Annotated in this window: 20 protein-coding genes; 12 read left to right on the top strand and 8 right to left on the bottom strand. The window is 43.6% G+C overall.

All coding sequences use genetic code 11. The features are described 5' to 3' along the window. Positions 1–15 precede the first annotated feature (15 nt). The 4 genes from JMA39_RS02050 to rnd all read left to right on the top strand — a co-directional run bounded on the left by JMA39_RS02050 (position 16) and on the right by rnd (position 4,783). Positions 16–840: a class I SAM-dependent methyltransferase gene (locus tag JMA39_RS02050; protein WP_202720169.1), complete on the top strand. Its 825-nt coding sequence runs from the start codon at positions 16–18 to the stop codon at positions 838–840. 8 nt (positions 841–848) lie between these two features. Continuing rightward, positions 849–1,724 carry an alpha/beta fold hydrolase gene (locus JMA39_RS02055; RefSeq protein ID WP_202720170.1) on the top strand — a complete coding sequence of 292 codons (876 nt, stop codon included), beginning with the start codon at positions 849–851 and terminating at the stop codon, positions 1,722–1,724. A gap of 186 nt (positions 1,725–1,910) precedes the next feature. After that, on the top strand, positions 1,911–3,578 hold the full coding sequence (gene fadD, locus JMA39_RS02060) for a long-chain-fatty-acid--CoA ligase FadD (protein WP_202720171.1): 1,668 nt from the start codon (positions 1,911–1,913) through the stop codon (positions 3,576–3,578). A gap of 95 nt (positions 3,579–3,673) precedes the next feature. Beyond that, positions 3,674–4,783 (top strand): ribonuclease D, encoded by a 1,110-nt coding sequence (rnd, locus tag JMA39_RS02065; protein WP_202720172.1) that lies wholly within the window; start codon positions 3,674–3,676, stop codon positions 4,781–4,783. A gap of 92 nt (positions 4,784–4,875) precedes the next feature. Here rnd and minE read toward each other — a convergent pair whose 3' ends face one another. From minE to minC, 3 genes are read right to left on the bottom strand one after another with little or no spacing between them, the layout of a single operon-like run. After that, complete coding sequence (gene minE / locus JMA39_RS02070) at positions 4,876–5,136, bottom strand: cell division topological specificity factor MinE (RefSeq protein ID WP_202720173.1); 261 nt, start codon at positions 5,134–5,136, stop codon at positions 4,876–4,878. A gap of 3 nt (positions 5,137–5,139) precedes the next feature. Then, positions 5,140–5,949: a septum site-determining protein MinD gene (minD, locus tag JMA39_RS02075; protein ID WP_202720174.1), complete on the bottom strand. Its 810-nt coding sequence runs from the start codon at positions 5,947–5,949 to the stop codon at positions 5,140–5,142. 30 nt (positions 5,950–5,979) lie between these two features. Next, on the bottom strand, positions 5,980–6,645 hold the full coding sequence (gene minC, locus JMA39_RS02080; protein ID WP_202720175.1) for a septum site-determining protein MinC: 666 nt from the start codon (positions 6,643–6,645) through the stop codon (positions 5,980–5,982). A gap of 120 nt (positions 6,646–6,765) precedes the next feature. Here minC and JMA39_RS02085 point away from each other — a divergent pair, with 120 nt between their 5' ends. The 3 genes from JMA39_RS02085 to JMA39_RS02095 all read left to right on the top strand — a co-directional run bounded on the left by JMA39_RS02085 (position 6,766) and on the right by JMA39_RS02095 (position 8,735). After that, a complete protein-coding gene (locus JMA39_RS02085) occupies positions 6,766–7,047 on the top strand; it encodes a YcgL domain-containing protein (protein WP_202720176.1) in 282 nt (93 codons plus the stop codon). A 43-nt stretch (positions 7,048–7,090) separates the two neighbouring features. Next, the gene (locus tag JMA39_RS02090) at positions 7,091–8,086 is read left to right on the top strand and encodes a lytic murein transglycosylase (protein ID WP_202720177.1); all 996 of its coding nucleotides are present in this window, start codon (positions 7,091–7,093) and stop codon (positions 8,084–8,086) included. Between the two features lie 208 nt (positions 8,087–8,294). After that, on the top strand, positions 8,295–8,735 hold the full coding sequence (locus tag JMA39_RS02095) for a YcgN family cysteine cluster protein (protein WP_202720178.1): 441 nt from the start codon (positions 8,295–8,297) through the stop codon (positions 8,733–8,735). Between the two features lie 120 nt (positions 8,736–8,855). On the opposite strand, the gene dsbB is transcribed toward JMA39_RS02095, so the two are convergent. Further along, positions 8,856–9,365, bottom strand: coding sequence for a disulfide bond formation protein DsbB (gene dsbB, locus JMA39_RS02100; RefSeq protein WP_202720179.1), 510 nt, complete (start codon positions 9,363–9,365; stop codon positions 8,856–8,858). 92 nt (positions 9,366–9,457) lie between these two features. Continuing rightward, complete coding sequence (nhaB, locus tag JMA39_RS02105) at positions 9,458–11,044, bottom strand: sodium/proton antiporter NhaB (protein WP_202720180.1); 1,587 nt, start codon at positions 11,042–11,044, stop codon at positions 9,458–9,460. A 296-nt stretch (positions 11,045–11,340) separates the two neighbouring features. Between nhaB and fadR the strand changes: the two genes are divergently transcribed. Then, on the top strand, positions 11,341–12,060 hold the full coding sequence (fadR, locus tag JMA39_RS02110; RefSeq protein ID WP_202720181.1) for a fatty acid metabolism transcriptional regulator FadR: 720 nt from the start codon (positions 11,341–11,343) through the stop codon (positions 12,058–12,060). A 72-nt stretch (positions 12,061–12,132) separates the two neighbouring features. Here the strand turns inward: fadR and JMA39_RS02115 are convergent, their stop codons facing one another. Next, a complete protein-coding gene (locus tag JMA39_RS02115) occupies positions 12,133–16,176 on the bottom strand; it encodes a translocation/assembly module TamB domain-containing protein (RefSeq protein WP_202720182.1) in 4,044 nt (1,347 codons plus the stop codon). Further along, complete coding sequence (locus JMA39_RS02120) at positions 16,173–18,020, bottom strand: autotransporter assembly complex protein TamA (protein ID WP_373316319.1); 1,848 nt, start codon at positions 18,018–18,020, stop codon at positions 16,173–16,175. The genes JMA39_RS02115 and JMA39_RS02120 overlap by 4 nt, the downstream gene beginning before the upstream one ends. A 147-nt stretch (positions 18,021–18,167) precedes the next feature. On the opposite strand from JMA39_RS02120, the gene JMA39_RS02125 reads away from it, so the two are divergent. From JMA39_RS02125 to JMA39_RS02140, 4 genes are all read left to right on the top strand, one after another. Next, complete coding sequence (locus JMA39_RS02125) at positions 18,168–19,241, top strand: isoaspartyl peptidase/L-asparaginase family protein (protein ID WP_202720355.1); 1,074 nt, start codon at positions 18,168–18,170, stop codon at positions 19,239–19,241. 154 nt (positions 19,242–19,395) lie between these two features. Next, positions 19,396–19,770 carry a hypothetical protein gene (locus tag JMA39_RS02130; protein ID WP_202720183.1) on the top strand — a complete coding sequence of 125 codons (375 nt, stop codon included), beginning with the start codon at positions 19,396–19,398 and terminating at the stop codon, positions 19,768–19,770. 256 nt (positions 19,771–20,026) lie between these two features. Next, on the top strand, positions 20,027–20,482 hold the full coding sequence (gpt, locus tag JMA39_RS02135) for a xanthine phosphoribosyltransferase (protein WP_202720184.1): 456 nt from the start codon (positions 20,027–20,029) through the stop codon (positions 20,480–20,482). Between the two features lie 370 nt (positions 20,483–20,852). After that, positions 20,853–21,392: a hypothetical protein gene (locus JMA39_RS02140; protein WP_202720185.1), complete on the top strand. Its 540-nt coding sequence runs from the start codon at positions 20,853–20,855 to the stop codon at positions 21,390–21,392. Positions 21,393–21,924: 532 nt separating this feature from the next. On the opposite strand, the gene JMA39_RS02145 is transcribed toward JMA39_RS02140, so the two are convergent. After that, on the bottom strand, positions 21,925–23,106 hold the full coding sequence (locus JMA39_RS02145) for a linear amide C-N hydrolase (protein ID WP_202720186.1): 1,182 nt from the start codon (positions 23,104–23,106) through the stop codon (positions 21,925–21,927). Positions 23,107–23,145 lie beyond the last annotated feature (39 nt).

The raw sequence follows: 23,145 nt of genomic DNA on the forward strand, positions 1-23,145 counted from the left end.
AAAAGGGGAATTACAATGAAAAAGACAATGTTAGCGGCAAGCGTCATGCTTGCAAGCACCTGTAGCCTAGCGTTAACGACCACGGTCAATGCTCATGAGAATAATGCCTTAGAAGCCGCAGTGAGTAGTGATTTTAGACAAGCAAAAAATAGCGCCCGTGATCAGTACCGCCATCCAGAGCAAACTCTTAACTTCTTTGATATCAAGCCTAGCGATACCCTTATTGAGCTCTGGCCAGGTGGAGGCTGGTATGCGGAAATCTTGGCGCCTTATTTAGCTAAAGAGGGCCATTATATTGCGGGCAATTTCGATACCGAACCTGCCGATGAAAAGGCACGTAGCGGTTATCGCCCCACAGTGGGTAAGAAGTTTGAAGCTTGGTTAACAGATAATAAAGCAAAGCTTGGTGCCGCAACCACGGTGACCTTCGATCCACCAAATTATTATGCTATGGGCCCTGACAACAGCGCCGATGTGGTACTGACCTTTAGAAATTTGCATAACTGGGCGATGAAAGGTTATTTAGCGCCTGTATTTGACTCGGCCTATAAGGTGCTAAAGCCTGGTGGTATCTTTGGTATTGTTGAACACAGAGGCGAGCCTGGAATGGATGCTAAAACGGGTTATATGGACCAAAATCAAGTGATTAAATTAGCCGAGAAAGCGGGTTTTACCTTTGTCGCGAGTTCAGAGGTGAACGCCAACTCTAAGGACACAAAAGATTACCCCAAAGGGGTGTGGACACTGCCGCCAAGGCTGGCCCTTGAAGAACAAGATAAAGAAAAGTACCTCGCTATCGGTGAAAGCGATAGAATGACGCTGAAATTTGTTAAAAAGTAAGAGCATAGATGAGCTTAGTGCATGAATTTGGCGATGAAGTTAGCATTCAGTTACCTCATATTAAGTTAGCTGGGCGTTTATGGGGGGCGGCCGACAAACCGCTTATATTGACACTACACGGTTGGTTAGATAACGCTAATAGCTTTCAGCCTTTGAGTGACTATTTAACCGATTATCAAATTTTGGCTATCGACTGGCCGGGTCATGGTGGCTCTGAGCATCGTCCCGGCGCTTATCCACTACATTGGATAGATTATCTCTACGATCTCGATGCCTTGCTATCGGTGCTCTCGAGGAGCCAAGCCCCTGTGGCCATTTTAGGACACTCCCTCGGCGGGATTATAGCGTCTGCATATACGGCTGCATTCCCAGATGAAGTGCAAAATTTAATCTTGATAGAGGCCTTGTCACCGTTATATGAAGATGAGACTAAAGCCAAAAATAGATTAGATAATAGCTTTCGCGGTCATCGGCGTTTTCTTGCCTCTATGGCAAAACCTGTCAGTATCTATCGTGATATGGCTGTTGCCGCGCAAGCACGGCACAAATTAACCGCACTAGAGCTGCAATGGTGCGAATTATTGACACAGCGCAATATGCAAACCCTCGATTCTGGGGTATGCTGGCGCAGTGATCCTCGTTTAAAATTAGACTCCCCTTTAAGACTGACTTTTTCGCAAGTCGATGCCTTAATGCAAGCCCATAAAGTCAATACCCTATTAATTTCTGGTAGCCGAGGTTTTGCTCAGTTGCGAGAGGCGATCCCTATGGCTAATCGCTGGTTTGAGCGGTTACAAAATATAGAGGTGGAGGGAGATCACCATCTTCATATGGGGAGTGCGGAAAAGGTGTCAAAGCTAATTCGTGCTTTCCTAAAAACGTAAGCGAAAAAGAGACTAGGTTTTTTGTTTCATTTATGTGATGATAATCAAAATTTAAACGCTTGTATGATTTATTGGCGTTTGCAATAAATATAATGAATAGACAGTGTTTTAGCTTGCTTATTGGCAAGCTGCTAACGACCATTGCGGTATTGTTTCCACCGCAGGTGGAGATATTAGGAGATTTTTGTGAACCAACTTTGGATTAATAATCTACCAGATGATGTGCCTTCTGAAATTGATGTAGAACAATATGCATCACTTGTTGATCTATTTGAAACTTCAGTGGCGAAATATGCGGACCAGCCTGCGTTTGTTAATATGGGCGCAACTTTAACTTACCGTAAACTGGAAGAACGTAGCCGAGCTTTCGCAGCCTATCTCCAAAATGAGTTAAAGCTAAATAAAGGCGACCGTGTCGCTATTATGATGCCAAACCTGCTGCAATATCCTATCGCCCTGTTTGGTATCTTACGTGCCGGTATGGTTGTCGTGAACGTCAACCCTCTGTATACTCCACGCGAACTCAAGCACCAGCTAACAGACTCTGGCGCTAAAGCAATTGTTGTCGTATCTAACTTTGCTCATACCCTAGAGAAAGTGGTTGACGATACGCCTGTTGAAAGCGTTATTTTGACAGGGCTAGGCGATCTGTTAAGTGCGCCTAAGCGTACCGTGGTTAACTTTGTCGTTAAGTACATCAAGAAGATGGTGCCTAAGTACCATCTGCCACATGCTATCTCTATGCGGAAGGCACTCTATAAAGGTCGCCGTTTACAGTACGTTAAGCCTAGTGTGAAAAGAGATGATTTAGCCTTTTTACAATACACCGGTGGTACAACTGGCGTTTCTAAAGGTGCCATGCTTAGTCATAGTAATGTTGTGAGCAACCTTTTACAGGCTGACGCCGCATACGGGCCTATGCTTGATAATGGTAAAGAGTTTGTGGTGACCGCACTGCCGCTATACCATATTTTTGCATTGACGGTTAACTGTTTGCTGTTTATCCATAAGGGGGCGAACAACCTGTTGATCACCAACCCTAGAGATCTGCCAGCATTCATTAGTGAGTTAGACAAGCATCCGTTTACTGTTCTAACGGGTGTAAATACCTTGTTTAACGCGCTGGTTAACAACGAAGATTTCACGAAGCTTAATTTCTCAGAACTCAAGTTATCGATTGGCGGCGGAATGGCGGTGCAGCGTGCCGTTGCTGACAAATGGCAGGGATTAACTAAGACCCGTCTTCTTGAAGGTTATGGTCTGACAGAGGCGGCACCATTGGTAACCTGCTGTCCTTACAACCTCGATGGCTACAATGGCTCAATTGGTTTCCCTGTTGCTAACACCGATATGCAGGTGCGTGATGATGAAGGCAATGTACTGGCTCAAGGTGAAACAGGCGAGTTATTTGCGAAAGGCCCTCAGGTTATGGCGGGTTATTGGCAGCGTCCTGAAGAAACGAGTAAGGTTATCGATAAAGATGGCTATCTAGCCACTGGTGATATCGGTTATATGGATGAGCAAGGTTACTTCTACATCGTTGACCGTAAGAAAGACATGATCTTAGTATCAGGTTTCAACGTGTTCCCTAATGAAGTGGAAGAAGTGGTTGCATTGCACTCTAAAGTGATTGAAGTCGCTGCTGTTGGTGTACCTCATGAAGTGTCTGGAGAGTTGGTTAAGGTATTTGTCGTTGCAAACGATAAATCTTTAACCAAAGAGGACGTAATCAAGCATTGTCGAGTGCATTTGACGGGCTATAAGATCCCTAAGCTGGTAGAATTTAGAGATGAACTGCCTAAAACCAACGTAGGTAAGATCCTGCGTAGGGAATTGAGAGATGAGGCCAAGTAAGAGCAGCCTCATCAGTCATTAAGTGGTGATTGCCACTTTTGATAAAACCAAAGCCGGCAATTGCCGGCTTTTGCATATTTATGGAGTAGACAACTTTGTTAGCGTTTCAATATATTGAAGATGATGCCAGTTTAGCGGCGCTTGTGGAGCAATACCAAGAAGCTGATTTATTGGTGCTAGACACTGAATTTGTTCGTACTCGTACCTACTATGCACGATTGGGCTTAATCCAAGCCTATGATGGAAAGACGCTTGCATTGATTGACCCTTTAGCAGTCAATAACCTGGACTTATTTTGGCAGCTGCTTAGTAAAGAGGGCTGTGTAAAGTTGCTGCATTCATGCAGTGAAGACTTAGAGGTCTTTGCGCGTTATGGTCAGTGTCAGCCTGCTAATCTATTCGACAGTCAAATTGCAGCGGGCCTCGCTGGAATGGGGCATGGCTTAGGCTATGCAAAGCTTGTCGAGCAGACTCTGCAAGTCAGCATTGATAAAGGTGAGTCACGTACCGATTGGTTAAAACGTCCACTAACGGAGGCGCAGCTTAATTACGCCGCTAATGACGTTTACTATCTTTATAAGCTTTATCCGCAGCTGGTTAAGCTGTTAGAAGAGCAGGGTAGACTCGATTGGGTTTATGAAGAAGGCGCGCGTATGACGCAAGGGCGTTTAGAGACTCCCGATCCAGAAACGGCTTATTTAAAGGTGAAGAATGCCTTCCAGCTTAGCTCAAATCAGCTTGCAGTATTAAGAGACTTATCTCAGTGGCGCCTAAAGCGTGCCCTACAAAAAGACTTAGCTTTGGGTTTTGTCGTTAAAGATCATGCTCTGATTGGCTTGGCCAAGAAGCAGCCGAAGTCGACGAATGAACTATTTAAGATGACTGAGCTTACCGAGCAGGAAAAGCGTATTCACGGTAAAGAGATCATCAAAATTATCAGTAATGTGAGTTACGATAATCCGCCTAAGCCACTCGATGTCATCGCCCTTAAAACGGGTTATAAAAATGCATTTAAGAGCATTAAAAACTGTATAACAGAGCAGGCTGAAGCGAATAATGTCCCCTTGGAATTATTAGGTTCTAAGAAGTACATTCATGAATACCTTCAGTGGATTTGGGATGCTAAAAAGGGGGATAAGCCGCTTATTTTAACGGGGTGGAGAGAAGCGATTGTTGCTCAGCCCTTGTCAGAGCTAAAGCTGTAACACCTTTACCCTTAATATATCGATAAAAATGCCCGCAAAAGCGGGCATTTTTTATGAATGGCGTAAATGTCAGTATCAATATCGACAGAGGATTAATTTTGCTCTGGCAAAGTCACATTCAGCTCAAGCACTGAAAAATGGTCGTCGGTTTGCTCGAGTTGAACCGAGACTTGGTCTGGTCCTACTTGAACATACTTACGGATCACCTCGATAATTTCCTGTTTCATTTGAGGAAAGTAATCAGGAGCATCACGCTCACCTCGTTGATGTGCGACGATAATCTGCAGTCGTTCCTTTGCTGTGACCGCAGTGCTTGGTTCCTTTTTCGTTTTAAAATAATCAAGAAGGGACATAAGTTAGCTACCAAAAATTCGTTTTAAGAAACCTTTCTTCTCTTCCGTAAGAAATCGGAAAGGCAGTTCTTCACCTAATAACCTTTCTACAGCATCGCTGTAGGCCATACCTGCATCGCTTTCTTGATCGATAATCACAGGTACACCAGAGTTAGAGGCTTTTAATACGGCTTGAGATTCCGGGATCACCCCCAGCAGTGGAATCGCTAAGATCTCTTCGACATCTTGTACACTTAGCATTTCGCCAGTTGTCACGCGGGCAGGTGAGTAACGTGTCAGCAGTAGATACTCCTTAACAGGTTCCAAACCTTCCTCTGCACGCTTAGACTTACTCTGTAACATGCCAAGGATTCGGTCTGAATCACGCACAGAGCTGACTTCTGGATTAGTGGTAACGATAGCGATATCGGCAAAGTAAAGCGCCATCATAGCGCCAGTTTCGATACCCGCAGGTGAGTCACAGATGATGTATTCAAAATCTTTGGCTAAATCTTCAAGAACCTTCCCCACACCTTCTTTAGTCAAGGCATCTTTATCACGAGTCTGGGAGGCGGGTAATACAAAAAGATCTGCACAGCGCTTATCTTTGATAAGGGCTTGATTAAGGTTAGCTTCACCGTTAATTACGTTGACAAAGTCGTAGACCACTCGGCGTTCACAGCCCATGATTAAGTCTAGGTTACGCAGACCAATATCAAAATCGATAACAACCGTTTTATGGCCTTTCATTGCAAGACCTGTGGCAATTGCAGCACTTGAGGTGGTTTTACCCACGCCACCTTTACCCGATGTGACAACAATAATTTGTGCCATTTATTATAATCCTTTCTATATTTGCGCTCTTTAAAGAGGCAATGATTCAACCGTAAGCGACTCGCCTTCTAGACGAATACAACCGCTTGGTGCGGCTCCGTTTTGCTGAAGGTTCTCAGTTAACCAGTATTGACCTGCAATCGACACCAGTTCTGCTTCAAGTTTTTTTGCCATGATAACGGCATGTCTGTCGCCCGACGCGCCAGCCATCGCTTTACCACGTAAAGTTCCGTATATATGGATACTGCCATCAGCGATCACTTCTGCCCCATTTCCTACTGCGCCAACAATAATTAGATCGGCATTTTTAGCATAGATCTGTTGTCCTGAGCGGACATTTTGCTTAACGATTTTGGTGGTCTTAGGCAGTTGAGGTTGTGAATTGGATTCCTTGCCCGATTTTACTGTGGCAAGACCAATAGCCTTAGCTTGTTTAGTGAGTTCAGCTGACGCACTTGTGATCCCAACGATGATCAATTGACGACTGGTTAATATCTCTTTTAAGCCAAGTATGTCAAAATTACTCGTCTGAATGGCGCTCAGGTTGACCACTAAAGGTGCACCTAAAAAAAACTGCGGTGCAATAGCGAGCTTAGCATCTAACTCCGCCGCAATAACTGCCATATCATCACTGTTGATATGCAGTACAGAAAGAGTAAAAGAAGAGCCTTTTAATTCGAGGCTAGGTGTTTGCATTCCTGTATTGCTCTCTAGAAAAAGTCAGCCGAGGGCCGATATCCATTATATTCCTAACGGACCATGGTATAGTGTGCTCCCTTAGCTGGCAAGTTGAATAGTTTGGAAATTGAGTCGTATATGATCTGTGCAGTATATAAAAGCCTAAGAAAGGCTGAAAGTTACCTTTTCGTTGAAAAACGCAACGATTTTGAGCGTGTTCCTGAAGCATTAATGGCGATGTTTGGTGAGCCACAATTAGTAATGATGTTGCCGATTGATAAAAGAGATCATTTGGGTTTTGCTGATATTAAAAAAGTGAGATCTGAACTGAAAGAAAAAGGATTCTATTTACAGTTACCACCTCCTGTTGTTAATTTATTAGAACAGCATAAGAAAGAGATCGGCTTTAACCCTGAGTAAGTCAGCGATTAAGTCTATAAAGAGGTCTCGGATAAGGGGATTTATGGTTTTAGGGAAACAGATTCTGGCTTTAGCCTGTTGTTTAAGTTTATGGCCAACCACAACGATGGCGCAAAGTGACACTCAGGTAAGCTTTTCTGACTATGTTGCGGCGTTAAAACAAGAAGCAATGGATAAAGGTTTCGGTCAGCAAACCATCGATGCGGTTTTCCCTAAAATAAAAATGTTTAAAAAGGCGCAGGCTGCAAATAATAACCCCGCCGAAGTCCCTATTACCCTTGAAACTTACCTTCCGCAGGTCGTGCCTCAATCTAAGGTTGACCTGGCTCGAGCCTTCTATAAACAGCATGACGCTGAGCTTGAGATAATTGGCAAACGTTATGGAGTGCAGCCACGCTTTATTGTGGCGTTATTAGGCATAGAGTCTAATTTTGGTCAGTCTCCTGCAAACTATCCCGTGTTATCGGTCACCGCATCCCTTGCCTATGAAGGGCATCGAGAAGCATATTTTCGTAAAGAGTTTTTTGCTGCGTTAAAGATTGTCGAGCAAGGCGAGAGCAGTTTTGCGCAGCTGAAAAGTAACTCGATGGGAGCGATGGGGAAGCCACTTTTTTTACCTAGCGCCTACCTTACCTATGCTCAAGATGGTGATGGGGATGGTAAGAAGGACATCTGGGGTAATAGCAGTGACGCCTTAGCGTCTGTGGCCTATTATCTACAGCAGTCAGGCTGGAAGGCGTCCGAAACCTGGGGCCGACAAGTCTGGGTTCCCAAGCAGTTTGAGCCAACAGTTGCTAGTCTAAGCATCAAGAAATCTTTCAATGAGTGGCAGGCTATGGGCGTGAGACGTTTTGATGGCAGTGACTTACCTAAGCGTGAAGATATGCAGATCTCTATGGTGATGCCCGATGGCATAAGTGGCCGCAAATACTTAGTTTATGATAATTATCGGGGGCTACTGCAATGGAACGCTTCGGACTATTTTGCCATTTCAGTAACTTATCTTTCAGAAAGAATTAAGTATCCTCCGATCATCTAATTTTCCGTTTTGGTGAGTGCAAGTAAAAATAAATAGCGGCCTTGGTCGCTATTTTTGTTTCGACAACTTGCTGATGATGTAATTTTGACCATCAAGGTCACAAATTTCAATACGATTCATATCGACCGCCTTGGCACTAGTGCACCAAGTGGCGTGTGCGTTGTATAATGCTCGGCTAATCGGTTTATATGAGTAGATGATTTTAAGCATGGCGTTTTGGAATGAAAAAACCTTAGCACAGATGAGCACCCAAGAGTGGGAGTCGTTATGTGATGGTTGTGGTAAGTGTTGTTTAAATAAATTAATCGATGATGAAACTGAGCAACTGTACTACACAAATGCCGCTTGTCAGTTACTCGATAATAAAGCGGGTCACTGTCAGAACTATCTACAGCGCTTTAGCTTTGTGCCATCTTGCACTAAGGTCACGGTTGAAAATATCGCGTCATTGACTTGGTTGCCAGATAGCTGCGCTTACCGCCGTTTATTTATGGGGCGAGAGCTGCCAAGTTGGCATCCGCTGAGAACGGGATCAAAAGAGGCGATGATCTTAGCTGGCATGTCGGTGGCGGGTAAGGTGACCTGCGAAACCAAGATCCGAGATATTGAAGATCATATTGTACTCTGGCCAATGAAAGATATTGAATAATCAATTACTGATCTCATGACAGACTTAAATAACTCATTAGATATTTGAGTCTGTTATATATAAAAAACGCCCTATCTAATAGGGCGTTTTTTATAGCTGTACTGATTCAATGGCAAGGGGTTAAATAGACTTCTTCAGCGCTGGAATGAAGAAGATGGCTAAAGCGAGCAGGTAACCGCTAAAGGCGACAATCATCCACTGGCCCATGGTCACGCCCATAAACTCCCAAGGGATGTCTGTGCACATACCTGTAGGCATAAAGATAGAGGGTAGCCATTCATGTAGCTGGAGCCAGCTTGGGAACTCAGGAAGGTAGGAGCAGGTTGCAAACGGAGATGGGTTCATCTGCATATCGACAAGTTCTAGTGCAAGCTTTAATCCCCAAATAGCGCTTATGCCCCATACGATAACACCTGCAGCGCGAGCGATGCGAGAGCGGTAACCCACGACACCAAGGATACCTGCAAAGAGTAAACCAAATACTGCTACGCGCTGATAGATACACATAACGCATGGATCTAGCTTCATGATGTGCTGGAAAAAAAGCGCCGCGAGTTCAAGCGCGAGTGCAGAGAGCATCAAGGTTAGCCAAGCGGCTCTAGAGTGGGAAAAACGAATTAGTGCATTCAACGACAGTGTCTCCATTGCAAATAAAAAAACGCCCTATTGAATAGGGCGTTTTATATGACTAACTATGTGTTAAATAGTTCACAAAATGCTTATCAATGTGATGATACTACACCATCTACCGCTGCTTGAGCAGAGTGATGGATTAACATTTGGCTGTCATAGAAGTATTGAGTCATCTGCTCGAGTGCGCCTAACTGGATAGCGAGAACACCAACGATAGACAATACGATTGTGTACGGTAGCGCCATCCATACCATTCTTCCGTAAGAAAGACGGATGAGTGGAGCAATCGCCGATGTTAGCAGGAATAGGAACGCAGCCTGACCGTTTGGTGTTGCGACAGAAGGTAGGTTAGTACCAGTGTTAATGGCAACGGCAAGTAGATCGAACTGATCACGAGTGATCTGGCCGTTAAGTAGCGCGGCTTTCACTTCGTTAATGTAAACGGTACCTACGAATACGTTGTCACTGACCATCGAAAGTAGGCCGTTTGCGATATAGAAGATCACTAACTGGGTGTTACCTTCATAGCTTAGTGCCCACTGAATAACCGGAGCAAATAGCTGCTGATCGATAATCACGGCTACGATGGCAAAGAATACAGCCAGTAGCGCGGTGAATGGTAAGGCTTCTTCGAAGGCTTTACCTAGTGCGTGTTCGTTAGTGATACCGTTAAATGCAGTGGCTAGAATAATCACTGATAGACCGATTAAACCAACAGAAGCTAAGTGCAGCGCAAGACCTGCGATTAACCATACGCCGATAAAAGCTTGGACTAGAAGCTTTACTTTATCGTGTTTAGTTCGGTTTGCATCTTCATGAGCATCGTAATCAGATAGGATCTTATGAACGGCTTCAGGTAGCTGTTGACCGTAGCCAAAAACTTTAAACTTTTCGACAAGGAAACAGGTTGTAATACCCGCAAAGAATACAGGAACTGTCACTGGAGACATGCGAATCGCAAATTCAGCGAATTGCCAGTTTGCCTGTGCTGCAATAATTAGGTTTTGTGGTTCACCAACCATGGTGCACACACCACCTAACGCAGTACCCACACCAGCATGCATTAGCAAGTTACGTAAGAAGCCGCGGAATGATTCAAGCTCTTCTTCACATAGCTGAGGGTGACCGTCAGAGGTGTGATCGTGAGTTTCGCCAAAGGTCTTGCCCGATGCGACTTTGTGGTAAATCGAGTAGAAACCGACTGCAACAGTAATAATAACCGCGATAACTGTCAGTGCATCTAAGAAAGCCGATAGGAATGCAGATGCCATACAGAACAGCAGAGAAACAGCAACTTTTGAGCGGACCTTAGTGATCATCTTGGTAAAGACGAACAGCAACAGTTGCTTCATAAAGTAGATACCGGCGACCATAAACACCAGCAGCAGTACTACTTCTAAGTTTGCTTCAATTTCATGTAGCACCTGGCTTGGCGACGTCATGCCGATAGCCACAGCTTCAATCGCTAATAAACCACCGGGTTGCAGTGGGTAACATTTTAGAGCCATAGCTAAGGTGAAGATAAACTCGACAACTAATAGCCAGCCTGCAATAAACGGATTAAAGTAAAATACGATTGGGTTGATCACCAAAAACGATATGATCGCGAGTTTGAACCACTTCGGTGAATTACCCAGGAAGTTGTCAAGAATCGCCCGACTCATTGTCACAGGCATGGAATCCTCTCTATTGATTTTCTATATTTACGAGTAGCAAACAAATTTGCACCGTATGCTACTAGCGATAATGAAAAGGTAAAAGCTTTTTTGATGACTTAAGCCGCCCATTATGACGAAACAGCTATCTATATCAAAAAAATATCAGTTAAAACCCATTGTTAGCGTGAAAAATGAGCACTTTTATAGATTTATTCATATAGAGGGCATTGAATCTGTCTGTTTTGGTTTTCATTTTTCGCCGCTCTGGTATGATCTGTCGAAGAACAACACTAATAATTGGATAGAGTAGGTTAATGATCATCAATGCCAAAGGTCCTGCGAGTTTCGCAGAGAAGTATATTGTACGATCCATCTGGGAAAATAAGTTTCCGCCAGGCTCTATTCTGCCCGCAGAACGCGAGCTTTCAGAACTGATCGGTGTAACCCGTACGACATTGCGAGAAGTGTTACAACGTCTCGCCCGTGATGGCTGGTTGACAATTCAACATGGTAAACCAACTAGGGTGAATAATTTCTGGGAAACTTCAGGTTTAAATATCTTAGAGACGATTGCCGAGTTGAATCCAGATGGTTTCCCTGAATTAGTGGATCAGTTATTGTCGGCAAGAAGCAGTGTTAGTGCCATCTATTTCAGAGGTGCCATCCGCAATAATCCTGAGGAAGCGATAGAAGCTTTATCTCATCTCGATGAGCTTGAAGATACCGCTCTGGCGTATGCTGAGTTTGACTATCAATTACAGCATACCTTAGCCTTCTCTTCAGGTAATCCACTTTATGTTTTGATCTTAAATGGATTTAAAGGCTTATATAGCCGAGTGGGGCGTTACTATTTCTCTAGTGCGGAAGCACGCGCGTTGGCAATGGATTTTTATAAGCAGCTACAACAACTTGCTATTGATAAAAACTATCTAGATGTTCCAGCGTTAATGCGAACTTATGGCATTAATAGCGGTGTGATGTGGCAAAGTCTGCGTGACGATATGCCAGTCGAGTTAGGTCATTCAGATACCTAAATGCGCAGTTAGTGTTAAAAAAAAGCCATCGTAAAGATGGCTTTTTTGTTTTCAGCTCTGAGCCATCGTTAGCTAGAGATCAAAGCGGTAATAGAGGTCTAGAGACTGCTCAATAGAGCCGGATACACTTTCAAGGTACAGTTGCGATAACAGGTAGTATCGGACTGTCATCTCATAACCTGGGTTAAAGACACCCACACCATACTTAATCATGAGTTTGTCACCAATAAAGCCACTGATGGCGAAACGGCCATCATCATTTGCATCGAGCTGCACATTAGAGAAACCGATCTTCTCAATCATATTGGCGGCAGTATTACCTAAGTTGCCAATAGCACCACCATCAATTTGACTACTTAATGACAATGCTGCTCCCATCATTAAACCGCTATTTTGATCTATGCTGTTATTACTCAGTCCAGTACCTCTGACAATATAGTTGAGAATTTCTGCCTGCTCTTTGGCTGGATTGGAGAAAAGGTTAACAACGGGCTTCAGTGGGGTACCTGTAATGCGTACGCCAGCAACCACATCTTCATCTTTAATTTCACGTACTGCTTCAATATTCAAGTTAGGCACGTCAACAGGGCCGACAAATTGTAATTCACCAGCTCGAATGTCTAGGGTTTGCCCCATAAACTTGTAATTACCTTGAACAACTTTTATTTCACCAAAGAGTAAAGGTGGCCTAAATGGCTCTTGCTTTAACTCTAGCTGACCTTGCAGCTTACCCGTTAATCCCATGCCATCGACGCGTAGGTTATTACCGACATTGAGGTTTACTTCTGCAGATACGGCAAGTGGTGACACTTTAACTTGTTCAGACGCTTGACTGTCGGTAAACACAACATCTTTAGAAAGTGCAACACCGCCCTCTGGTAGTTGTACTATGGTGATGTGACCTGATGGGACATTAATATCACCACCAATATGAACAGAGTTTTCGGTGAACTTGACTTGTAAATCTGTTGCTACATTTAAGATAGCAAGTGGCGGCTGGATCACGGCTAAGTCTTTACCCTTGATACTGAATGCGCCCTTTAGTTTTTTCTGAGCCCAATCGAGTTCGCCGTCCACATGGGCTTTGCCTTTGCCCATTTTGAGTTCACCATCGATTTTTGCTTGTTTGCCTGAAAAGATAAAGTCGAGATCGACATCCTCTAATAAGGTTGGATTTGCGGTTGCCATAATGGAACCGTTATTGAGGGAGATTTCACCTGATACTTGAGGCTCACTTAAGCTACCGCCAATTTGCAGTTTGCTTGAGATTTTTCCTTCGAGAACTTCAAGCTCGGGCAGCAATTCAGATAATGCTTGCAAGTTAATTTGTTGTAATATCAGTTGTCCCTGCATTTTTCTATCGGGAGTGACATTAATTGCTAGGTTCGCATCCATGCTTGCGATGTCATAGGATTCTAGAGACAGCGAGCTAACTAGTTGCTTCTCATCTAAACGGCTGCGTAGCTGTAGCGACTTATAGCCGATAGCAACATCACTACTATTTGTCGCTTTAAAGTCGATATGGCCTTGAGATAGCTTTAACTCAACATTGCCGCTGGGCTTTTTATCTTTAAACCACTCAAAATTTGAGGTTAGGGTAGCAGGCCCTTCCCAGCTAAGGCTCTCTGGTAACCATGGCTTTACCAAAACGCCAAGATCACCCACAAATTCAAGGCCTGCCTGACCACTTAAGCCAAGTTGAATTGGCGCTTTAACACATAGCTGCCCGCCAACGTGAGACAGGCAAAATGGTGCTACTTTTCCAGTTTCCTTATCTAAACTATATTCAGCAGCCACAGGGGCTTCAAGGGTTATATCTCCGAGCTTGGATCCGAGTGAAAGCCGATTTATCTGCGCTGTAATATCTTGCTTGTGCACATCGTACTGACTACTCATATCTGTAGTTAGCTTAAGATCGCCCTCAGACTTGAGACTCAATGACTGTTGGGTTAAGTCACCTTCAGTGTTAACCACAATACTAGAGAGGTTGAGATCCTGGTAGCTAAAGTCATGCAAGTTAGCTGTCGCTTTAAAACCCTGATCATCAAATGGGTTGTAGTGGCCATCGAGAGACAAACTTGCAAGCTCTAATGCTAGAAACTGTAGATCGTTAGCATTTAACGACACAGCAATATCAGGATGCTCATTTTCACCCGATACATTAATATCAGCGTTAATGGTTCCTTGGGCGTCAGCTTGCCATAAACTCAAATCGGGTACATTGAGCTTTCCTGTTAACGCCCAGTGCTTATCGACTTCTCCTTGGAGGAATAGTCGGCTCTGTAACGCGCTGACATTGAGGCCTTCAGAGCTTAGATACCATTTATTGTTAATGGCAACTGCACCATCAATATTAAGCGGGTAATGCATCACATGGCCACTAAGATTTGCTTGTTCCACATCGATAGACCAGCTCTTGTCGGTGAGATTAAACATGCCACTCGTATTTAAGGGGCCTGTAATATCACTATCAGGTAACACTTGGTTTTTAATTACTTTTAGCTGACTGATATCAAGGTTTTGCGCGACAATTTTAGCATCCCAGTTTAATTGTTCTGCATACTCAAATTGGCCTTGTAGGACAATCGAACCAAGGAGATCGTTATAAGCGTGTAATTTATCAAAATCAATGCGGCCATTCGCATGCTTTAGTACAGCATCAATATCGAGTGGCGGCTGGTAGTTAGATGAGAACAGGCTTCGTAGTGTCACATTTTGAGTGTCTAAGTCACCTTTACTGGTGAGCTTAATATTGTTGACATTAAACTCAGCCTCTTTGAGTGGCCACTGTAACTGCTTTGCATTCAAACTTAACTGGTAGGGGATATTTGACTTGGCGAATTCAATTGTCGAGTCGATGTCAAAGCTAAACTGACCACTACCAACTATCTGGCTTTTTAGCTCCTTAAAGCCTTGCTTAACCGTAATGTCTAAGTTTTGCTTGTTAAGCCCTGGTAACTCAGTGACGTGGAGAAGTTTTACTGATGACTGAATATCCATCGGGTAATCGTCAATAAGTGACATTTGGCCTACAAGTCTAATGTCACCGTAACTATGGCTAGCTTTAAAGTCATTAATATTGATTAAAAACTGTTGGTAACTGCCATTTAAATGCAGGCTGGTAAAATGGTCTTTACGAGATCCAAGAATCAAATCGCCATTATCAATATTTAAGTCCTCAACAAATACAGGAATTGGCATAAATACTTGTGGAAGATTTGCCATTGCCCAGTCGTCACTGGCCGCTTTATCTTTGTCTGTATTTGCCTGTTGCGGCTTTTGTTTTGCTTTAACTATAGCTTCGTTGTTATTGGCATCAACAGGTTTCATTGAGCTTGTATCTTGCTGTTTACCTGCCTCTTCGAAAGGAATGGAGACTAACAAGCCCTCTGAATAGATGGAACTGGCACGAATACCGGTAGCAAGCCACTCAGCACTTAAGTTAAGTTGATTGGCGTTAAAGTCCATGTCATTAACCCGAACCGTGACGTTTTGCAGCGCGCCGGCAATTAAGCTAATTCCAAAGGGCAGAGTGATCTCTTGGTTTATAGTCTCATCAGTATCTATTGAGTCGCTTGCAGCGGCGTTTTTAGACTCTTTAACGCTAACATTACTCGAGTCTGAAGCGGTTGATGAATCGGTAAACTCCACGTTGTTAAGTACTGGGGCTGCATTATCCGGTGTAGGGGGGGCTTCACCAATTAGAGCTGTGTCTATTTCAATATTGACTTTTGAGCTACTTAACTGCTCTACGCAAAGCTGTTTCTGCAATAAGCACATCGGGTTCCAAGCTAGTACAAGATCTGAAATCTCAACTTTGACTCCATTCATCTGCCAAGCGGCATAGTTCAGTTCAAGTTGGCGGTTAATTTGACCCGACTTGTAATCAACCTCTAGATCAGGCACAAAGAGATCAGCCAGCTTTACGACAATATGAGCACCAAATTGGGTACCAATTAACATTGCCGTACACACTAGAAGCAGCAGCGGTGTGTAAATAATGACGCGACTAATTCGTTTAAACCAGCGCCATATTTGAGCCTGCCAAGAGCGCTTATTAGCTGATGGGTTAACGGGTAAACTAGCTTCAGGAGCTTGAGGGGAAGGTGTCGTCATAACACTGACCCCATAGTGATGTGAATTCGCCAGGGACGACTAATCGTATCGGTTTCTTTCAAACCAATACCGACATCCAGTTTTACAGGACCGATTGGCGAGATCCAGTGAATACCTGCGCCCACTGACGTCACCAGTTCAATTTGATTAACATCAAATGCATTACCCGCATCAACGAATGTCGCTACACGCCAGTGCGGCGTTAAATAGTATTGATACTCTAAGCTACCGACCATGAGATAACGTCCACCGATGACCTCTCTGATCACTTCTCCTTCAGCATTTACACTATCAATTGATGGGCCGAGTTCATTGTAACTGTAGCCACGAATACTTTGGTCACCACCGGCAAAATAACGTAATGAGGGCGGGATCTCTGCCAATGAATTATTACTGGTTAAGTTTGCCGCCATATCTAAGCGTGAAACGATCCTATGTTTTTCAAAAAACGTATCAATCCAGATGAACTTGCTCTGTAACCGTGCCAGTCTAACCTCTGAACCCAAGTTAGGATCGGCATATTCGAGACTATAGAATTGGAAGAAGCCAGATTTGGGGTCGAGAGAATTATCGCCACGAACCGTTTTCGAGAGGCTAGTGCCAAACAGCACAAACTTGGGATCATAATCCACACCCGATTGGGTATAATTTTCGTTCATGACCTCAGCTGAATAGTTAAATAGCCATTTACTTTTAAGGCGCTGATGTCTGATCACCGCTAATACCTTTTTGGTCGCCTCAAGTTGTCCCGTATTATTAAATTGACGCTCGTCAGGATTGTAAACCTGAGTGACACCGTACTTATCCCGTAGTATCCCCACGCGGATCTTTAATTGGTCGTCAATTGGATGGCTGAGCGGGATCGTATAAGTGGTTAAAAACTTAGGTTTATCTGGTGACCACTCGGCAGTGGTTTCCTGCGAATGGCCATATTTATTAATTTGCGGGGTACGCCAGGTCACTCGTACTCTTGGTTCAAGGTTGTTATCAACCGTATTACCAATATCTGCACCTAGACCTAACTCGATAGAGTGATAAGGCCGTGAGCTTAGCTCTACACGCACCGGAACTTGCAGCCCTTTGACTTGATCAACCAGAGGTAGCACCTTGATATTGGAAAAATAACCAGTATCTAACAATTGTCTGTTTAACTGACCTAGGTTTGCGGTGCTGTAGGGAGCATCAAGTTTAAATGGGATCAATTGCTCTAAAATTTGCGGCTCTAATGTAGAGCCCGTAAAGCTGACCTTACCTATATGGTACCGCTTACCCGAGTCATAATAGAGTGAGATTTTGGCAGTATTAAAATCGCGGTTAACGGCGATCCTGGCTTGGTCAAATTTGCCATCAAAATACCCTCTAGCGAGTGCGAGAGTCAGTAATTGCGACTTGATATCCTCGTAAACACCTTGATTGAGTCTATCGCCAGGGCGGATTGTTAATTGGCTGAGCCATTTTTCAAAGACAGGGTCATTTCGCATTTCACCTTTAACTTGAATATCAATCCAACTAATTAATGTCGGTGGCCCGGCATCGATATCAATATTGAACACCCACGCTTTTTTGTCATTATTGATGACGTGCTGAGAAATTTTGCTGTGGTAATAACCCATAGAGTGCATCGCTGCCTCTATATTGTCTTCAGCATTAAAGATAAAAGCACGACGCTGCACACTCGAGTCAGGTAGTGTACCCAAGTGCGCCTTTACGTTACGTGCCAAGCTACCCTCGACACCTTTAATCTTGAGTGTTATCCAATCATTCGCCCGAACTGAAAATGTTACGCATGTAGCACTGATAAGCAGTAAGGTTATGGTTAGTACTCGAAGCAAACTTTTTAACAAAAATTAGACTCTTAGTATTAGTTTAATTTAGACAAGCTATTGTCACTAGAATCGTTAGCTCAAGCAAGTTGCTGATTGTAATTATGGTCGAAAATGGTTACAAAGAGAGCAAATAAATACAATAGGATACAGTTTGTGAATTTCAAGATGCTAAGTCGTACATCATTGCTCATAATATCAACAGTTTTCGCAGCAAGTGGCATGGCCAGTGATAGGCCTTTTTCAATTGCGATTCATGGTGGCGCAGGCACTATTTCTAAGGCAAATTTAACCGCCGAGCAGCAAGAAGCTTATCGCGCAAAATTACAGCAAGCGGTTGATGCGGGTTACGATATTTTAGCTAAAGGTGGAGACAGTTTATCGGCCGTTCGTGCATCGATAAATATCCTAGAAAACAGCCCGCTATTTAATGCGGGCATTGGTGCCGTATATACCTATGATGGTGCTCATGAACTGGACGCATCAATCATGGACGGAAAAACCATGAATGCGGGTGCCGTTGCTGGGGTAAAACATATTAAAAATCCCATCGATTTAGCCTTCACCGTGATGGAAAAGTCTCCCCATGTAATGTTATCTGGCCAAGGTGCAGAAGAGTTCGCCCTCACTCAAGGGTTTCAGTTAGTTCCTGTAAACACATTCGATACTGAGAGCCGTTATCAGCAGCTCAAAAGCGCTAAAGATAAAATTCAAAAAGCGGAGTCCAACCCCGATTATCAGGCCAATAGTGGCTTTAGTACAGGCTCTAACACACCCCATAATTACCGACAAAGCGCCCTGGATTATAGCGAGTTTGACTATAAATTTGGCACAGTGGGCGCAGTAGCTTTAGATCAGAGTGGCAATCTGGCGGCAGGCACCTCCACTGGGGGCATGACTGCTAAGCGATTTGGCCGCATTGGTGATTCGCCAGTAATTGGTGCTGGCACCTATGCCGAGAACGGTGTTTGTGCTGTGTCGGCCACAGGCCATGGTGAGTACTTTATTCGTTATCATGTGGCGGGTGATATCTGCGCTCGGGTGAAGTATCAGAAAAAATCGATTATTCAAGCGGCCGATGAAGTGATTAATCAGCGTCTCATTACCGCTGGTGGCACTGGCGGCGTGATTGCTATCGACCAACGCGGCAATATTGCAACGCCATTTAATACCGAAGGTATGTACCGCGCAACTCGGAAAAATAACGAACCTGCTCAGGTCATGATCTGGTCTGATTTATAGCCAAAGATGAAGCGCACTAAGAGTCACTAGCAGCTCTTGGTGCGTAAATGAATGGTTTCGTAACTTGTTTTTATTGTCGTCGAATTATCCCCGGCAAGACGGTTAAATATTATTCACTAATAAAATCGTCAGCAAGGTTATATAATGAGCGAAAATGAACCTTGTGAAACATCTGATGACTGCTGAAAAGAGACAACGCACAACGGATCAAAAGCCAGATCGGACAACTGCGATGCTGCAAATCATCGAGCAGGTTAAGCAGGAGTTCCCTCTGTATGAGTCGGAAACATTTGTTTGTGGGCCTGACGGTAGTTGCCTAGGTTGTCCTAAAAAACTGTTAGAGCTAGTCGATAGCGAACTGAGCTATTGGGAAGCGGCGATATCGAACGGACAGACGCCGCAATTTGATGAGATCCGCCGCTTTGGTAAGTTGTGTACCAACGTAAAACGAGGCTTGGACCGCAATGGTGTGTTAGAGAAGTATCAGCAGTTAAAAAGTGCGGATCTTAAACCAACCGGTAAACCTTGACGCTTCTTATAGCTGAAACTTGCAATTGTCAGGCTCAAACCTCTTACAACATAACCCCTAACAATTATCTTTAGAGTCTTTACCGATTGTGTAACGCTTTTGTGCAACTCGCACTATGGCTTACATCATCAACCGTAAGTTAATCGAAATCTGTGAAATACGTCACGAACATATATTTGTATGGTTCTGAATAAAAAGCCAAAATGCCGCGCAATCTCTTTCCCCTAAAATAGCGTTTTCGCATAAAAGGTTGCACATGAGCAAGAAATTTCTGATCACTTGGGATCAAATGCAAGGTTATACTCGTCAGTTGGCTGAGCGTCTGCTACCAGCAGAGCAATGGACAGGTATTATTGCGGTTAGCCGCGGTGGGTTAGTACCTGCCGCAATTCTCGCTCGAGAGCTAGGTATTCGTAATGTGGATACTATCTGTATCTCTAGCTACGATCATGATCATCAACGCGAGACTAAAATCATTAAGCAGGCACCAGGTGATGGTGAAGGCTTTATCGTTATCGATGATTTGGTTGATAGCGGCTCTACAGCAAAAATCGTACGCGAAATTTACCCTAAAGCTAAATTTGTCACTGTTTGTGCTAAACCAGCAGGCAAGCCATTAGTCGACGACTATATTGTTGATATCCCACAGGACACTTGGATTGAGCAGCCTTGGGATACAGGCGTGAGTTTTCAAGCACCGTTGCACAAGTAAGTTTACGCTTAACGAAAAGCCGAGGATAATCCTCGGCTTTTTACGTTTGTAGTCAAGAATTGCGAATTATTGGCTTATTTATGCATTCTTAGTGCTTTTATGTATGCCTAACGTACCTCAAAGTCACAATCAAGTTTTATTGAGATAGAAGTCAAAGTCTTGACGATACTTGATTGATGCCAAAACTTTGTCGCTTTAAAATATTGTTTTAGATGGTGAAAAAACTGATTTTTTGTTAGCGATTTTTTAAACCTACCCTATAGCTAACCAAGAAATTTAAATTGTTAAGCGCCTTTTCTCAAGAGAAGCGCCTTAGACGCTATCACTCTATTTTTCATAATTGACAATATATAAAGAGACGAACTCTACAATGAAACAAGCTTTTTCGATGCTCATGACTGGCGGCTTAATATTTTTAAGTGGCTGCTCTCTACAACCAAATAGCCATGTCGCTGCTAAGGAACTGGCTAAGAAACAATGGCAGGTTAATCAGCATGAAAATCATACCGTCAGTGCGGTTGGTAAGACGGTAAAAGCGAGTGGTCATGAGGTCATTGCTCAGCTTGATAACTATTTGGACGGCCGTTATACAGTAAAACTGACCGAAAATATGGGGCAGTGTAGCCAGAAATATCAAGTTGCTCATAATGTAGACTCTATTATTTTAGTTGGCAATAAATACATAAAGGCTGTAAGAACAGATACTTGTGTTGATGGCACGCTTTTCGGTGAATATGTTTTCTTTTCGGGCTTTTCTAAGCTTGAGGATAAAAAGTTAAGTCGGATTACCTATGCGCTATTTAATGGTTTGGAGATAGCGGGTGTTAGCTTCGAGCCTGCAGGGGTCAAACAGGTAATGACGGCATTTTCGGAGTCGAACCGTATCCTAAGTTATGTGAGTAAAACATAGGTGATTGAGCTTATTAGCATTGCTTGTTAAAGCTATTTGGCCTATTTCGAATAGGCCTATCGTTTTAATCCCCTTTTTAGTTATTAAGCCTTAACTAAACTAAAAGGAGCAACTAAATAAGTAGGGCAATGAAATGGGCCCAAGAACGTAGAAGAACACATGGATCGCGATCCTGTATTGTTAACGCCTGCGTCGTTAGCGAAAAATAACTAATAAATAACTCAGCCTACCTCCAAATCGTTGGATACGGCTCCTCTTCAAGGCTTTAGTTAAGACTGAAGAGAAGAGTTTGTTATGCTAACGCCAAGAAAAAATCTCGGAAGTTCCCCCTTATTATCACTGAATAAGTCACTGTGTTAGAAGGCATTCTAAACATCAGAATAGCCCAATGAACTCTGCATAAAAAGAGCTTTAAACTGGTTATCCGACAAGCAGACTGGCATATTGCTTCAATAAGTAAAAAGCTGCGAGCTGGTCCCGCCATAGGGAGCTCGCAGCTTGTCATTCAATTAGTTCAGCCGATTTAGCTTAACTACACAAAAGGGTTATCGCAGGGGCGTAGCTGTTGTTGTACATCTCCCATCAGTTCACTGGATATCGCTTCTCCTGTGGAGCTTCTTTCGAGGATGAGAAGACGCTCACAGTTGTTGCTTGGGTTATCAAAACTTACCCATACAGGTGCTATGGAATAGGTGTTTATCAGGTGATAGCGCAAAGCGGCATGTTCGCTGACACTGCACCATAGTGTATTTGAGGACTGTCCCTTTACACTTGAGTGTTTCATCGAGTTGTAGCACAGTGGCGTTGCGGTAGCCGCCATAAGCGCTCTTGTTTGAGCCAAGGCATTTTGGCGGTTACTGGCAGGCTGAGAAAACTCATAGTAATAAGCTGCACGGGCAAAGCGTTGTTGCGACACGGGGCCACCAGGCAGATCAAAGAGGGTAAAGCCTGCGAGGGTGTCTTGTAGGTGAACCTCTTGTTGCCATTTTTTCTGCCATGGTTTTAATAGTGCAAGCTGCACATCATAACCAGGGTTAACCGTTGCTACATTGTATTTGCGGTTGTGATAGATCTTAAATCCATTATCTCTTAACTCAATAATGGCCGAGTCGCCATTTCTATCTGAGAGAGTCAGGTGCAGCTTAGCCTTTGTGGTGGTGTCTAATCCGTCAGGTACATCATCACTGTAAATGTATAGCTGATCTGGATTTTGACTGAAGTAGCTGGTTGCCGCCTCAACTGTATCGAAGCAATCTAAGGTGAATTGTACCCAACGAAGAGAGCTAAGAAGCTGGGCATCTTCAGGTATATTAAGTTGATCAAGAAATGCGTTGCGATCTTTGTCTATGGCTTTTAATAGGGCGAGGGGCTTTATTTTTCCATCATCGATGATCTTGTCATTATCTTCAAAGTAAGCAAATAGATCTTCAAGACCATTAACAGCGAGGCCTTGGCTATTGATGCCATCAACGCTGCCCAATCCAAGTTGATCATTTCCTACTAGGGAAGCGATGCTGGCATATTTTGCCTGCCAAGTGAAAACATCGTGGTTTGAGAATTCGACTGGGTGTGCCTGTTGTTTTAAGCTGCCAGTGCGTAGCTCTTTGCTCTTAGGAATTCTATATAGGTAAGTAGTTAACGGACTAAACCAGTCAAAGTTTCTGCCAGTCATAGGGAACTCAGGGTTCAAACTGTTAAAAATTCTTGTGCACATTCCATATCCTTTTTGGAGTTTTTATTAGTATTTGCTTAA

The organism is Shewanella schlegeliana, from assembly GCF_016765635.1.
In the GTDB taxonomy this organism is placed as follows: domain Bacteria; phylum Pseudomonadota; class Gammaproteobacteria; order Enterobacterales; family Shewanellaceae; genus Shewanella; species Shewanella schlegeliana.